Here is a 13,587-nt window from a genome sequence, read left to right as displayed (position 1 = left end):
TGCGGTTTTCCATCAGAAGTGGACTGGCCTCCATATTGGTGGACCGGCTTCATGGCGGGGGCGCTGCCAGGCCCGACCATCCGGAAGGTATGAACGTTGTCGCTGACCCATAAAGAGCCAATCGGCAAACGGGAGTTCATCGCCATGATGGCGATGATCCAGGCATTGCAGTCACTTGGGTTTACAACTTTGCTTCCGGCCTTGGGTGTCATGGCAAACGATCTGGGGGCAAGCGGTTCAAACCAGCGGCAATGGGTCATCGGCACCTTCCTGATCTGCTCCGGCCTGTTTTCGCTCGTCCCGGGGACGATCTCCGACCGGCTTGGGAGGAAGCCGGTCCTGCTGGTTTGCATGGGCCTGTTCGCCCTGATCAATCTGCTTTGTGCTTTCGTGGCTGACTTTTCCGTCCTGCTGGCGGCCCGCGCGCTGCTTGGCTGTGCCTCGTCCGCCCTGACCGTCCTTCCTCTGGCGATCATTCGCGACCGCTATCAAGGCGAAGACATGGCCAAGCTGCAAGCCTTTGTCGCGATGCTGTTTATGGCAGTCCCGACCCTTGCCCCAAGTTTGGGTTATGTGATCTTTACTACGCTCGGCTGGCGTGCCGTCTTCATTGTCATCGGGGTGCTGTCGATGGGAGTGTCAGCATGGTATTTCTACCGCATGGAAGAAACGCTGCCGCTTTCCCGGCGGCAGTCCCATGGTGCCAGTGAATTGTTCGGCAACATCCGCCTCGTTCTGACAAACCGCCGGTCGATCGGTTACGTCATTGGCATGGCCCTGATTTTCGGCGCTCACTTCGGCTTTATCAACAGCTCGCAGCAATTGATCGGCGAACATTTCGGGGCCGGCGGGGCCTATTCGGTAATCTTTGGCTTGATGGCGGGCTCGATGATGCTGGCCAGCATTGCCAATTCTGCGATCGTACACCGTTTCGGCATCCGGGGGATCGGCCATGCCGCCATCCTGTGCCATTTCCTTGTGTCGATCGGCCAGATCTATTTGGCATCCCGACCGGGCGAAACCCTGCTTCAGTTTGTGCTTCTGACATCCGCGAACATGTGCTTGCTGATCACGGTCTTCATCAATTTCACCGCGATTTCCCTGCAGCCATTCGGCAAGGTGGCCGGGGCCGCGGCCTCTGTTCAGACGTTCTTCCGTTTGGTGCTTGGCGCGGGGCTGGGCGCACTGATCGGGCAGGCCTACAATGGTTCCCCGCTGCCTCTGGCCTATTCGTTCTTCGGGGTGGCGAGCGTGACCATCGTGCTTGTACTGTTCAGCGAAGGCTGGCGATTGTTCGGGGGACCTATACCGGTTCAGGCTGCGAACTGACTGTGCCGCCTATTCATCTTCGACCGGCTCGGGACTTCCCGGCGCGGCCAGATTCGAAACCATTCGCACCCCGTCGATCACGATCGGGCTCGCGACGCCTTTGCGCCCTCCGGCCATTGCGGCGAGGCCTCTGGCGACGACCTGCGGATCGGCGAACACTTCGTCGAGTTCGTTGATCGGTCCGGCTGGCACGCCAACCTCTTCAAGCGCGTCGAACAGCGCTTGTCGGTTCCACTGGGCCGTGCGCCCCTCGACCGTTGTGACCAGTTCCGCCCGGTTCGAGAGACGGGCAGGATTTGTGGCGAAGCGTGGGTCTTCATGCAGTGAACACCGCAAAACGCGGCACAAGCTGGCGAACTGGCCGTCGTTGCCGGCCGCAATCACCAAGGGTCCGTCAAGCGTGGGGAAGGCTTGATAGGGTGCCAGATTGGCATGACCGTTGCCGAACCGGCGCGGGACTTTGCCCGAAGTCATCCAGTTCATCGCCTGATTGGCCATGACCGCCACCTGGGTATCGAGCAGCGCCATGTCGATATGGGCGCCGCTGCCGGTGCGGTCCCGGCGGTTGAGCGCGGCGAGAATCGCCACAGTGCTGTACATGCCCGTGAACAGGTCGGCCACCGCGATGCCCGCCTTCTGCGGCTCGCGATCGGGTTCGCCGGTCATCGACATCATGCCGCCCATGGCCTGGGCGATGAAATCGTAGCCCGCGCGGTGGGCATAAGGCCCGGTCTGCCCGAACCCGGTGATCGAACACGTGATCAGGCGCGGGTTCAGTTCGGACAGCGCGGCATGGTCAAGCCCGTATTTCGCCAGCCCGCCGACCTTGTAGTTTTCGATCACGATGTCGGCCCCGTTCGCCAGCTCGCGGATGATGGCCTGGCCTTCCGCGCTGGCGATGTCGATCGCGAAGGAGCGCTTGCCGCGATTGGTCGAATGGAAATAGGCCGCGCCCAGACTCGTACCGTCTTCTGCGGTCACGAACGGCGGCCCCCAATGCCGCGTGTCGTCGCCCGCACCGGGCCGCTCGATCTTGATCACTTCGGCGCCCAGGTCCGCCAGCAATTGCCCGCACCAAGGTCCGGCCAGAATGCGGGCGAGCTCAAGCACCCGTACCCCATCGAGCGGTTTGGACGGATCGCCGGTTACTGCGGCCCGCCAGGCCGGTTTCGCCATGGTCAGACTCCGCCCTGCGCGGCGATGCGTTCGCGCCAGCGGCGAAGCCCGTCGCCTGCACCTTTTGCAAAGGTGAAGCTGTCGATGCCGTTGGCGATGAAGCGGGCGCCGCCATCGAGGAACTGCTGGACGAGCCGCTCGTCGCGCGAAAGGATCCCGGCCGGTTTGCCGGTTGCCACGATACGCGCCAGCGCCTCGCCGGTCAGCTTGAACAGGGCATCGAAGCTGCTTGCGCCCAGCAAACCTTCGGTCGCGGCCAGGTCCGCAGGTCCAAGAAACAGCGCGTCGATCCCATCCACCGCAGCGATCGCCTCAATGTTGTCGACGGCAGTCGCGGTCTCGATCTGGGCGATGATGCAAACCTGCGCATTGGCCTCTGCGACATAGGCAGGATAGCCACCCCAGCGTGAGGCGCGGGCACCGCCGAGGCCGCGTTCCCCAGCTGGCGGATAGCGCGATGCGGTCACGATCGCTTTGGCTTGTTCGGCGGTTTCGACCATCGGAACCATCAGGGTCTGCGCACCAAGATCCAGAACCTGTTTGATCGTCACCGAATCATGGCCGGGAACCCGTACAATCGCAGAACAAGGTGGAGTGGCTTCCACCGCACGCAGCTGCGCGACGATGCCGGGCAAGGTCTGCGGGCCGTGTTCACCGTCGATCAACAGCCAGTCATAACCCTGGCCCGCACAGATTTCGGCAATGTCTGGATGGGCCAGCGCCAGCCAGAAACCAAGCTGGACCGGACCTTCGCGCAAGGCCGCCTTGAAGCTGTTGACGGGTGTTTGCATTGTCGCCCTCTATACGAACCGGAACCCGATTGAACCAAACTCGCCGAAATCGGCGTTGAAGACATCGCCCGGCGCCGCTTCGACCGGACGCGTGAACGATCCGCCGAGCACGACTTCTCCGGCTTCGAGCGCTTGCCCCCAGGGCGCGAGCCGCCGTACCAGCCAGGCGACGCCGTTGGCGGGATGGTTGAGCACCCCTGCCGCAAGGCCGGTTTCCTCGATCACCCCGTTGCGGCTGAGCAGGGCGCCGATGCGGCGCAGGTCGAGCCCGTCGGGTTTCGCCGGCAGACCGCCGACGATGATTCCGGCATTGGCGGCATTGTCGCTGATCGTGTCCAGGACCTTGCGCGCGGCCCCGGTTTCGGCATCCTTGGGATGCACCCGTGTGTCGATGATTTCGATTGCCGGAACCACATAGTCGGTGGCGCTCAGGACATCGAAAATCGTCGTCTGTGCTCCTTCCAGGCGGCGCCCGAGCACAAAGGCCAGCTCGACCTCGACCTTGGGCGTGATGAACCGCGCGGCTGGAACGTCGCTGCCCTGTTCGAACACCATGTCATCCAGCAAGGTGCCGTAATCGGGTTCGGTGATCCCGGCTGCCTGTTGCATCGCGCGCGAGGTCAGGCCGATCTTGTGGCCACAAACGGTGCGCCCTCGCGCCAATTTGAGATCGACCCAGGCCTGGTTGATGCGGTAGGCATCCTCGATCCGCATGGCGGGATAGCGCGCCGAGAACGGCCGGACCCGTTCGCGGGTCTGCTCGGCGCCGTCGAGTTCAAGCGCCAGCTCGTTGACCAGTATGTCGCTGAATGCCTCCACTGCCATCTTGCAATCTCCCGTGGCATATCGTTTGGGAAAACTCATTGCACAATGTCAAACGATATCTTAGGCTCCGGTAAAAATGACCGTGAACTCCGGCAAAGAGTCTCGCGGATATTTCGTCAAGATCGCATGGGAGAATGTCATGGCTGCTGAAGGGGTTATCAGGGAAGAAAAGATCACGGGCCGGGGCTTGACCTCGCACACCCTCTTGGCGGGCGATCCGTCCAAGCCGGCAATTCTGCTGCTTCACGGTGCGGGTCCGGGCGCACATGCCGCATCCAACTGGTATCACCTGATGCCGGACCTCGCCGAAAACTTCTTCGTGATCGCGCCCGACCTGATCGGTTTCGGCCAGTCAGTGATTCCCGATCCGTGGCCTGACAGCGTGATGGGCTGGATCGGCACCCGGGTCGACCAGTGCTTTGGCCTGCTTGAGGCGCTCGGTGTGAAGAAGGCCCACGTTGTCGGTAATTCGATGGGCGGCGCGCTGACCCTGCAGATGATGAGCGAGGAGCCCGACGCGATCGACAAGGTGGTGCTGATGGGTTCGATCGGAGCCCCCGGCCCGCGCACCCCGGAACTGATCCGCCTGCTCTCGTTCTATTCCGATCCACGATATGCCCGCTATCGCCAGGTGATGCACAGCTTCGCCTACGATGCCGAGAAGTTCGAAGGCATGGAGGAAATCGTCGAGAACCGTTACAAGATCGCCACCGATCCGGGAATCATGAAGACCGCGGTCAAGATGATCGATTCGATGAAGAACGGCATTGAGACGCTCAACATGCCGCCCGAACTGCTGGGCAAAATGCCGCACGAAGTGCTGATCTTCCATGGCCGCCAGGACCGGGTGGTGCCGCTCGACACCAGCCTCTACCTGATCCAGCATCTCAAGCATGCCGAACTCTACGTGCTCGACCGTTCGGGCCACTGGTCGCAGCTGGAGCGCTGGGACGTGATGCGCCCGATGATGGAAATCCACTTCGGCGCCCGCTCGTTCTGAGCAAAACGACTGCTGCGCGGCCCGCTGGGGCAGCGCCCGGATTGGCAGGCGGCAGCTTTGTGCTGTCGCCTGTCGCTGTTTGAGCTATGATCGGCCCAATGGCGGACCTTGAAGCTCTAACGGAGGACTTCTGGCGGTTCTCACTGGAAACCTACGCCAAGCCTGGCGTGCAGGCCCTGTCACTCGCGCTGCAGGACGATCACGGATGCGACGTGAACCTGATGCTGTTCTGCCTATGGCTGGCGGATTCGCAGGGCATCGCGCTTGAATCGTCCGGCGTCGGCGAATTGGCCCTTGCGGCAGGCGAACTCAACAACGAGTTGGTTTCACCCGTCCGGTCAGCTCGCCGCTGGTTGAAGTCGTATGGCGAGACAGCGCGCGAGGGATTGTCGATCAAGCCCGAATACGATGCCCTTAAATCCGTCGAACTCAAGTGCGAACGCCTGGTCCAGCGCGCCTTGGTTGTGCGATATCGAGACGGTGTTTTGCACAGCTCGATGGCATCGCCGGTCTCAGCCGCCCGAGCCAGTTTCACGGCCTATGCAGAAGCGCACAAGGCAAATCCCGATGCGGTCAAACGCCTTGGCGAGCTTGCCGATCGGGCGCTCGAACGCGATCCGTTCTAGGATTTGGGCAGCGCGGGTTCCTGCTTCGGCGGCTCTGCGGTCTTGATGTATTCGTAGACCTCCTTGATCTGGGGGTCGCTCAGCTCGGTGGCGCGGAATGGCGGCATTTCGATCAGGCCCTGACGAACCACCGAATGGAGGTAATCGTAGTCCAGATCCTTGCGGCCGATCAGCGCCGGAACCGGACGGCCCTTTTCCGCCAGCAGCATGGTCGCTCCGTGTCCGGGGCCGGGGTTATGGCAACCGGCGCAGTAGCGCTCATAGTTCTCCGCACCATCCGCGACCACTTCGCCTTGCTTGGACGAACAGGCGCCAAGAGTGGCGAGGAGCGAAAGGACGAGGAGCTTGTTCATTGTACCTCCGCAGGCATGGCGACGCATCGGCTCAGACCGAGGCAAAGATCGAGTTGGGATCGAGCGCCTGCTTGACCCGCGCATGCAGGGCCGAGCGGCCACCCTTTTCATAGGTCTTGGCAACCGCCGCTCCCAGCCCGGGGTCGGTCAGGATCTGGCCGAAGCCGGCCTCTGCCTGCGCGGCGATCAGGGCTTCGGCGCAGGCCTTCGCCCGTGCCGCGTCCTCGGCCTTCCCGGCGGCATGGGACAGCACCTGGCGATGGTTCGCCGAACGCCAGATCGCGGTGGTTTCGCCGACGAAATCGAAGCCGTTCTTGGCGCAGATGTCGCGCGACAGTTCATAAAGCTTGACCGCTTCTTCGCCATCCACAGGGCTGACCGGATTGACCGTCAACGCCGTGTCGCCGCCCCAGCCCGAGGTTCGGGCCGGGGGATCGAGCACCACGCCGGTCATCGTGCCCATCCGCCAGGCCCACAACTTGGGATCGATGCCCTTGCCATCGGTAATCACCCGTGCGCCGCTGATCGACGAGAACGCACCCTTGACCATGTCCCACAGGATCGCGACGTTGCCGGGCAAGCCATAGAGCGAGCCGTAAAGGTTCCAGTAGCCAAGGCCGAGCGCTTCGCCGGCCGCCTTGACCGCGCTTGCCGCCATCGGCCCCTGGCCTTCGAAGTCGGCGCGGCGCTTGCCGAGCAGGGCCGCTTCGTGGAGCGCATTGCCCACGGCGACGCCATTGGCCACCACCATGTTAAGCTTGAGCGGCCCGAGCACGTCCAGCAACGCGCCCAGATCGTCCTCCTGGGGGACCGAGACCATGAAGGTCTGATGCGCCGGGGGCTGCGGCATCATCCACATGCCCACCTTGGTCACCACCCCGAAATCGGATTGGGTGAACAGACCATCGACCCACGGGCCATAGCCGAACTTGAACAGCTGCCAGCAGGTGCTCTTGGGCATGGCGCCCATGCCGGTTCGCACCATCTTGCCATCAGCCAGCATGACCTCGAGCCCGCACTGCATCAGGAAGTGATCGGAATAGGGGGTGTAGCCGGGGCGGCGGTTGATGAAACTGGCGGCCACGCTTTCATCGGGATTGCCGGGGAAGTCCACCCACAGCTTGATGCCCTTTTCCTTAATATGGGCATCGAGCTGGCGGAAGGTGACGCCCGGTTCGACCAGGCAGGTGGCCAGCTGCTCGTTTACTTCGATTACCTTGTTCATCTTCTGGAGGTCGAGGACGATCACCTTGTCCTGCACCGCCTTTTCCAGCCCATGTGCGCCGTTGCAGACCGTCTGGACCACGCCGCCGCTGGTGCGCGCCGCTTCGAGCACCTTGGCGAGCTGGGCTTCATCGGTCGGAAGCACCACGCCTGCCGGGGCCATCCCCGGAACGGCATAGCGGGCCAGGGTTTGCGGGCTGGTATCGACGGCGGCCTTGCCCAGTGCCTCGGCGAGGGTACCGAGCGTGGCCGTCTGGCGGGCTTGATCGATCATGGCGTCTGGAGCCTTATTGCTGGAGAATCTTGGGATAACGCTGGAGATCGCCGGCATCGACGGCGAAATCGGCCGAGCGCGCAGCCGGGTCGATCGCGCGGGCCGGTTCGCTGTCGCGCCAGGAAAAGTTGCAGGTCGCGCAGCGCAGGATTGTCCACACGACCGCGCCGTCCTGCCTGCCCTGGTAATCGGTGACAGCGCCGCTCGATTTGCAGCGCCCGCAGACGGTGGTGGTCATGACAGGGCTCCCAGCTGCATTTCGCGGATTCGTTTGCTCAGGGCGTCGATCTCGTCCCCCGTCGGCGGGGTGACAAGGTGCGCTTCACCCACCGGATCGGGCGGGAGATAGCTGGTCGCGTCGATGATCAGGCGGTGGCCCTTGCCCGGAACGACTGCCGATGGATCGATCGGCACGGCGGGCATGTTGGGCAGCACGATGACGTCATCCGCGCGGGTGCGGGTCGAAAGCGCCCACATCACCTGGTTGAGATCGAACGGATCGACATCGGCGTCGACCATGATCAGGTTCTTGAGGTACATCACGCCGTGTGGCGTGCTCAGCGCGCGCAGCGCGACCGTCTTGGCAAAGCCGGCCATGCGGTTCTTGACCGAGATGATCCCGGTCAGCCCGTGCTGGTAAAGCGCGTTGACCGCGGTGACTTCGGGGAAGCTCTGGCGCAGCTGGGCATAGATCGGGGCGGAGGTGTGCAGGCCGATCAGGGTATCGTGCTCGGTCCAGCCGCGCCCGATGTAGATGTTCTCGAAGATCGGATCGCGCCGGTGCGACACCGCCGTGACCTTGAAGATCGGCGCCTTGCGCACGCCGCTGTAGGAACCGGGGAATTCGCCGAACGGCCCTTCCAGCTCGCGTTCGCCCAGTTGCAGTTCGGCCTCGATCACGATTTCGCTGTCGGCCAGGATGTCGATCCCGTTGCCCGATTTGGTCAGCCGGATCGGCGCGCCCATCATTGCCGAGGCATAGGAATATTCCGATTCCTCGTAACCGATCGGGGTGGCGGCGAAAACCGCCAGCCCAGGATGGTTGCCCAGCATCACCGCGATCTTGAGTGGCACTTTCTCACGCTCGGCGGCGAGGATCTGGCGGCCCATGTCATGCGCCGGAATCGTCATCAGGGTAAAGCTGTCCGGTCCCTGGATCTGTAGGCGGTAGATCCCGACATTCTGCTTGCCGAAATTGTCCGGATCGAGCGGATCGCGCGAGGCAACCGAAGCCTTGCCGATGTAGAACCCGCCATCGTATTCGTTGATCCGGTAGACGGGCAGGATATCATAGAGGTTGATGTCCTGCTCGAGCCGACATTCGTGAACCGGGGCCTGGGCTTCGGGGACATAACTGATCTGCGCTTCCTGATCGCCCCAGCGCCCGGCGATCTCGAAGAACAGTTCGCGGATGGTCGTGCCCTTGGGCCGACCCAGCAGCAGGGCGATGTTGTCCCACGAACCATGGACACCAACCGCCAGGCGCTTGCCGGGATAGCCGGTGATGTTGTCGAACACGATCGCCGGTGCGCCGTTGGCATCGCGCGAGGCGGCAACGGCAATGTTGCGCACGCCCGGCTCGGGCATCACCGGATCGCTCCAGGTGATCGCTTGGCCCGAATCCTCAAGCAGTTCGAGGAAATCGCGCAGCGAGGAGATCGAGCGGGCGCGGTTGGGAAGATCGTTCATTGCCGTTGCATCCCGCCGATCAGTGTCCGCCAGTGCCAGCAGTTGCCGATTGGATCGTGACCCATTTCCATTCGGTCATGATTTCGAGATCGGCTTCGGTCCCTTCGCGGCCAAAACCCGATGCCTTGGTGCCGCCGAACGGAACGTGTGGTTCGTCGTGCAGGGTCGGGGCATTGATATGGACCATGCCCGCTTCCGCCCGCTGGGCGAAAGCCAGGGCCTTGTCGATGTCGCTGGTGAAGATCGAGGCGCTAAGGCCATATTCGGTGTTGTTGGCAAGTTCGAGCGCTTCTTCGAGCGTGTCGAACGGATAGAGCGAGGTCACCGGGCCGAAGGTTTCTTCTTCGAACACGGTCATTTCAGCGGTGACGCCGCGCAAGACTGTGGCCGAACAGCAGTTCCCAGTCCATTCGCCGCCCGCGAGAACCTCGGCACCTTTGGTTCGGGCATCATCGATATGGCGGCGGACCCGGTCGCGCTGGCGCTCCGAAATTATCGGGCCGAGCATGGTGGTCGGCTCGCGCAGGTCGCCGCTCTTCGCCCGGCTGGTCGCGGCGGCGAAGGCCTTGGCGAACTGGTCGAAGATCGGCCGTTCGACATAGATCCGCGAGGCCCCCATGCAGACCTGGCCCTGGTACATGAAGATGCTGAACAGCGCGGCGTTGACCGCCTTGTCCAGATCGGCATCGGCGCAGATCACCAGAGGGCTCTTGCCGCCCAGCTCCAGCGTATACTTCTTGAGGTTGCGGGCCGCAATTTCGGCGATGTGCTTGCCGACGCGCGAGGACCCGGTGAAGGTGATCGATGCGACCTTGGGATGGCCGGTCAGCACGTCGCCGATCTCCGCGCCATTGCCGTAGACCACGTTGAACAAGCCGTCGGGAACGCCGGCCTCCTTCCACAATTTAGCGAGCAGATCGGCGATCATTGGCGCGGCTTCCGAGGGTAGCAGCACGAAGGCGTTGCCTGTGGCCAGGGCCATGGCCGACTGTTTGATCCCCTTGATCAGCGGCACGTTGAACGGGGTAATCCCGGCGACCACACCGACCGGCTGACGCAGGCTCATGCTGAACCGCCCGGGGGTGTCCGAAGGGATCGTTTCCCCCCGAATCCGGCGCGGCACGCCGATCGCCGCGCGCAGGAAGCTGACCGCGAAGCGGGTTTCGAACCCGGCCTTGGCGATCGGCGAACCGATTTCGTCGACCAGCACGTCGGCGAATTTGGCGGTATCGCGCTCCATGATTTCGGCGGCTTTCGCGATCCACCCTTCGCGCACTGCGGCGGGCAGATCGCAATGCTGGAGATAGGCCTGATGCGCGTTCTCCACTGCGCGGTTCACGTCTTCCGCGGTGCCGGCGGGCACCCGGCAATAGACCGAATCATCGACCGGGTTAAGATCGTCGAAATAGGCCCCGCCCGTTGCAGCCACGGCGGTGCCGCCAATCCAGTGCTCAATTTGTGTCATGGTCGTCAATCCTTGAAGTCTTTGTTCAGCCGGCCGGGTGATTACGCTTGGTTGCGCATCGCCTGGGGCCATATCCCCTGCTTGCCGGGGGAGAGGATGCCGTTGGGGTCGAGCACGTCCTTGAGACGGTGGTGCAGGTCCCACAGCGCCCCATCGTTGTGCTTATAGGTCTTGGCGATCTGGTCCATGAAGGCGAGGTGGGTGCGGTATTCGCCGAAGCCCGCACCGGCTGCCTCGTCGACCAGCTTGCCGAACAGGTCATAGGCGCTTTTGCGCATGCCCTCGTCGGCGCGATCGTACATGATCATCAGGATGTGGTGCATGTCGCGCCAGCCGACCAGGAACTCGCCGATATAGTCGAACCCGAAATCGTGGCAGCGCTGCTTGATCAGGTTGTACTGGCTCAGCGCTTCCTTGCCGTCGGGTGCAGAGATTGGCGAGAAGTTGATATGCCCGCCGCCGCCGATCCAGTTCATGATGCTGAATTCGGTCATGTTCGGCTCGCCGCGCATCAGCCGCACGCGATAGTCCCAGGCGGGATCGTTTTCGCGGTTAAGGTGCATCTTGGCGCCCGGGATGCTCATCATCGCTTCCTCGACGAGCTTCCAGTTGTTCTCGATGATCGGCGGCGGACCATAGAGCGCGGCGTAGAAGTTCCACATGCCCAGGCCATGATCCGAAGCGATCTTCTTGCGGATCGAATCCGGGACAGGGCCCTTGCCGTCGAAGTAATGGCGGCGCGTGGTTTTGGCGGACACTTCCCACAAGAGATCGACCGCCACCGCCGCGTTGGGGATCACCTGGTTGACCTTGAGTGGTTTGACCGCGTCGAAGATCGCGGCGAGGTCTTCCTCACGCTCGTAAGTGATCATGAACGGCTTGTAGCCGGGCGGCTCGGGCATCAGCCAGATGCCCATCTTGGTCACCACGCCAAAGTTGGACTGGGTGAACATGCCGTCGAAATGCGGGCCGGCGGCGTGCTTGGTCGATTGCCAGTGCTGCGAACCCTCGATCGCGCCCTGACCGGTCCGGACCACCTGACCGTCGGCGAGGACCACTTCCATGCCGCACTGCATCACGAAGTGATCGCCGTAAGGCGTGTAGCCCGCACCGTGTTCAAGCGCATTGCCCATCACGCCGCCCCAGCCCGGTGCCGCCGGATCGATCCACAGCTTGCTGCCGATCTGGCGCAGATGCCGGTAGAGCTGGAAATAGGAGACCCCGGGTTCGACCAGCGCGTAGCCGTACTTTTCATTGACCTCGAGGATGCGGTTCATCCGCTTGAGATCGAACATGACATAGCCCGACTGGCGCGGGGCGGGGCCGCCATAGGCGAAATTGCGGCCGTTGCCGAAGGTCCAGATCGGCAGCTTGTAGGCGTTGAAGACCTTCAACGCCTGCTGGATCTGTTCCATGTTTGCCGGTGCGACGGCAGCCGAAGGCAGCATTTCGCCATCGGCCAGCGGCGAATAGGCATCGCGATAGGCCGACAGCGGCAGTTCGTCGACAAAGACCCATTCCTTGCCGACGATCGCGGCCAGTTCGTCCAGCGCCTTGCGAAAGGTTGCAGCGTCGACGCCATGGGGCATGCGCGTGCTCACGACTGTTGTACTCCTACTTCGAATGCCCACGAAACCAGCATGCCGGGGCTCTTTCCATCGAGCCCGCAATGGCCCGATTCGCACCGCAGATCGGGAGCCTGTCGGCTCCCGCCAAGCGCATCCTGCATGTGGTTGGCCAGAACGGTCGGCCAGCCGGTGCTGGCCCGCGCGAGCAGCGCCGGAGCGCCGTCGGTCCGGTGTTCCCACCGCATTTTGCGGTAATGATGCGCCCATTTCAGCAACGGGCGCGCGCCGTCGGCTAGCAGAACCTGTTCGGCAATCATGGCTGCCGGGTCGGAAGTCAGGCCGACGAGCACACCTTCGCCAATTGCGAGTTCATGGAGCAGGCCATTGAGCGTCCGGTCGATCCGGATCACCTTTGCCGCACGTCCCGAATTGACGAAGGTTTCGGCAAAGAGCCGACTTTCGGGGACTTCTGCTTCCTCAATGACAATGATCTTCAGTGGTCGCTTCGCCAAGGCGCTGCGACCGATCCCCAGACCGGCCACTGCCGCTCCCACGGCACCCCCGCTCATGACGGTGCGACGGCTGACATCCCACGCCATTCTCTAGTTCCCTTCTTCTTGCGCCAAGGCCGGAACGAGGTTTGCCGCCTCTTTGCTCAGGCCTTGCCAGCGTTTCTCCGACTTCGCGTGAAGCCCGAACAGATCCAGCACCCGCATACAGCTGTGATCGACCACCTCGGCCAGCGAGGTAGGCCGCGAATAAAAGGCCGGCACCGGCGGGAAGATCACCGCACCCATTTCGGTGCAGGCCGTCATGTTGCGCAGGTGCGCGAGGTTGAGCGGCGTTTCGCGGGTGATCATCACCAGGCGACGGCGCTCCTTCAGCATCACGTCGGCGGCGCGAGTGATCAGATTATCGGACAGCGCGTGGGCGACCGCGCCCAGCGTGCGCATCGAACAGGGTGCAATCACCATGCCTTCGCACACGAACGAACCGCTGGCGATCGAGGCGCCGACATTGCGGACGTTATGCACGACATCGGCCAGCGCTTCGAGCCTGGCCTTGCCATCGGGCAATTCCTCGCGAATGTTGAGCAGGGCGGCCGGAGACAACACGAGATGGGTTTCCCAGCCCCCGGCATCGCGCAGCAGTTCAAGCAGTCGCAGGCCATAGACCGATCCGGTTGCGCCGGTGATGCCGACGACCATGCGTTTCACCGCAGAAATCCCGCCTGCGAGCGCATCGCGATCAAGGTCGCGCAAGGCCG

The 13,587-nt window shown here is 62.9% G+C and carries 14 protein-coding genes; 3 read left to right on the top strand and 11 right to left on the bottom strand.

Annotation, left to right across the window (positions count from 1 at the left end; all coding sequences use genetic code 11):
• The first annotated feature begins 96 nt into the window (after positions 1-96).
• On the top strand, positions 97-1,329 hold the full coding sequence (locus HHL27_RS15490) for a multidrug effflux MFS transporter (protein WP_230487997.1): 1,233 nt from the start codon (positions 97-99) through the stop codon (positions 1,327-1,329).
• Positions 1,330-1,338: 9 nt separating this feature from the next.
• Here HHL27_RS15490 and HHL27_RS15485 read toward each other — a convergent pair whose 3' ends face one another.
• Genes HHL27_RS15485 through hpaH form a run of 3 tightly spaced genes read right to left on the bottom strand, consistent with a single transcriptional unit; the run spans position 1,339 to position 4,121 of the window.
• On the bottom strand, positions 1,339-2,505 hold the full coding sequence (locus HHL27_RS15485) for a CaiB/BaiF CoA transferase family protein (RefSeq protein WP_011906637.1): 1,167 nt from the start codon (positions 2,503-2,505) through the stop codon (positions 1,339-1,341).
• A gap of 2 nt (positions 2,506-2,507) precedes the next feature.
• On the bottom strand, positions 2,508-3,296 hold the full coding sequence (locus HHL27_RS15480; RefSeq protein ID WP_010891051.1) for an HpcH/HpaI aldolase family protein: 789 nt from the start codon (positions 3,294-3,296) through the stop codon (positions 2,508-2,510).
• A 9-nt stretch (positions 3,297-3,305) separates the two neighbouring features.
• Positions 3,306-4,121 (bottom strand): 2-oxo-hept-4-ene-1,7-dioate hydratase, encoded by an 816-nt coding sequence (hpaH, locus tag HHL27_RS15475; protein ID WP_010891050.1) that lies wholly within the window; start codon positions 4,119-4,121, stop codon positions 3,306-3,308.
• 139 nt (positions 4,122-4,260) lie between these two features.
• Here hpaH and HHL27_RS15470 point away from each other — a divergent pair, with 139 nt between their 5' ends.
• Complete coding sequence (locus HHL27_RS15470) at positions 4,261-5,121, top strand: alpha/beta fold hydrolase (protein ID WP_169494304.1); 861 nt, start codon at positions 4,261-4,263, stop codon at positions 5,119-5,121.
• A 98-nt stretch (positions 5,122-5,219) separates the two neighbouring features.
• Positions 5,220-5,747 carry a TIGR02444 family protein gene (locus tag HHL27_RS15465; protein ID WP_169494303.1) on the top strand — a complete coding sequence of 176 codons (528 nt, stop codon included), beginning with the start codon at positions 5,220-5,222 and terminating at the stop codon, positions 5,745-5,747.
• Here HHL27_RS15465 and HHL27_RS15460 read toward each other — a convergent pair.
• The 8 genes from HHL27_RS15460 to HHL27_RS15425 are packed head-to-tail and all read right to left on the bottom strand — an operon-like array spanning position 5,744 to position 13,582.
• Positions 5,744-6,100: a c-type cytochrome gene (locus HHL27_RS15460; protein ID WP_100868253.1), complete on the bottom strand. Its 357-nt coding sequence runs from the start codon at positions 6,098-6,100 to the stop codon at positions 5,744-5,746. The two genes, HHL27_RS15465 and HHL27_RS15460, sit on opposite strands and share 4 nt — an antisense overlap.
• Before the next feature lie 31 nt (positions 6,101-6,131).
• Positions 6,132-7,598, bottom strand: coding sequence for an FAD-binding oxidoreductase (locus HHL27_RS15455; protein WP_169494302.1), 1,467 nt, complete (start codon positions 7,596-7,598; stop codon positions 6,132-6,134).
• Positions 7,599-7,611: 13 nt separating this feature from the next.
• Complete coding sequence (locus HHL27_RS15450; RefSeq protein WP_169494301.1) at positions 7,612-7,836, bottom strand: non-oxidative hydroxyarylic acid decarboxylases subunit D; 225 nt, start codon at positions 7,834-7,836, stop codon at positions 7,612-7,614.
• Positions 7,833-9,287, bottom strand: coding sequence for a non-oxidative hydroxyarylic acid decarboxylases subunit C (locus HHL27_RS15445; protein ID WP_100868250.1), 1,455 nt, complete (start codon positions 9,285-9,287; stop codon positions 7,833-7,835). The genes HHL27_RS15450 and HHL27_RS15445 overlap by 4 nt, the downstream gene beginning before the upstream one ends.
• 19 nt (positions 9,288-9,306) lie before the next feature.
• Complete coding sequence (locus tag HHL27_RS15440) at positions 9,307-10,752, bottom strand: aldehyde dehydrogenase family protein (protein ID WP_169494300.1); 1,446 nt, start codon at positions 10,750-10,752, stop codon at positions 9,307-9,309.
• A 41-nt stretch (positions 10,753-10,793) separates the two neighbouring features.
• Entirely contained in the window at positions 10,794-12,353 is a 1,560-nt protein-coding gene (locus HHL27_RS15435; RefSeq protein WP_338114919.1) for an FAD-binding protein, read from the bottom strand.
• Positions 12,350-12,919: a hypothetical protein gene (locus HHL27_RS15430; RefSeq protein ID WP_100868247.1), complete on the bottom strand. Its 570-nt coding sequence runs from the start codon at positions 12,917-12,919 to the stop codon at positions 12,350-12,352. Before HHL27_RS15430 ends, HHL27_RS15435 begins: the two co-directional genes overlap by 4 nt.
• 3 nt (positions 12,920-12,922) lie before the next feature.
• The gene (locus HHL27_RS15425; protein ID WP_420874069.1) at positions 12,923-13,582 is read right to left on the bottom strand and encodes a UbiX family flavin prenyltransferase; all 660 of its coding nucleotides are present in this window, start codon (positions 13,580-13,582) and stop codon (positions 12,923-12,925) included.
• Positions 13,583-13,587 lie beyond the last annotated feature (5 nt).

It is taken from the genome of Novosphingobium olei, assembly GCF_012927405.1.
GTDB lineage: Bacteria > Pseudomonadota > Alphaproteobacteria > Sphingomonadales > Sphingomonadaceae > Novosphingobium > Novosphingobium olei.
The sequence above is the reverse complement of the archived record's forward strand: the minus strand, read 5'-3'. Positions and strand labels throughout refer to the sequence as shown.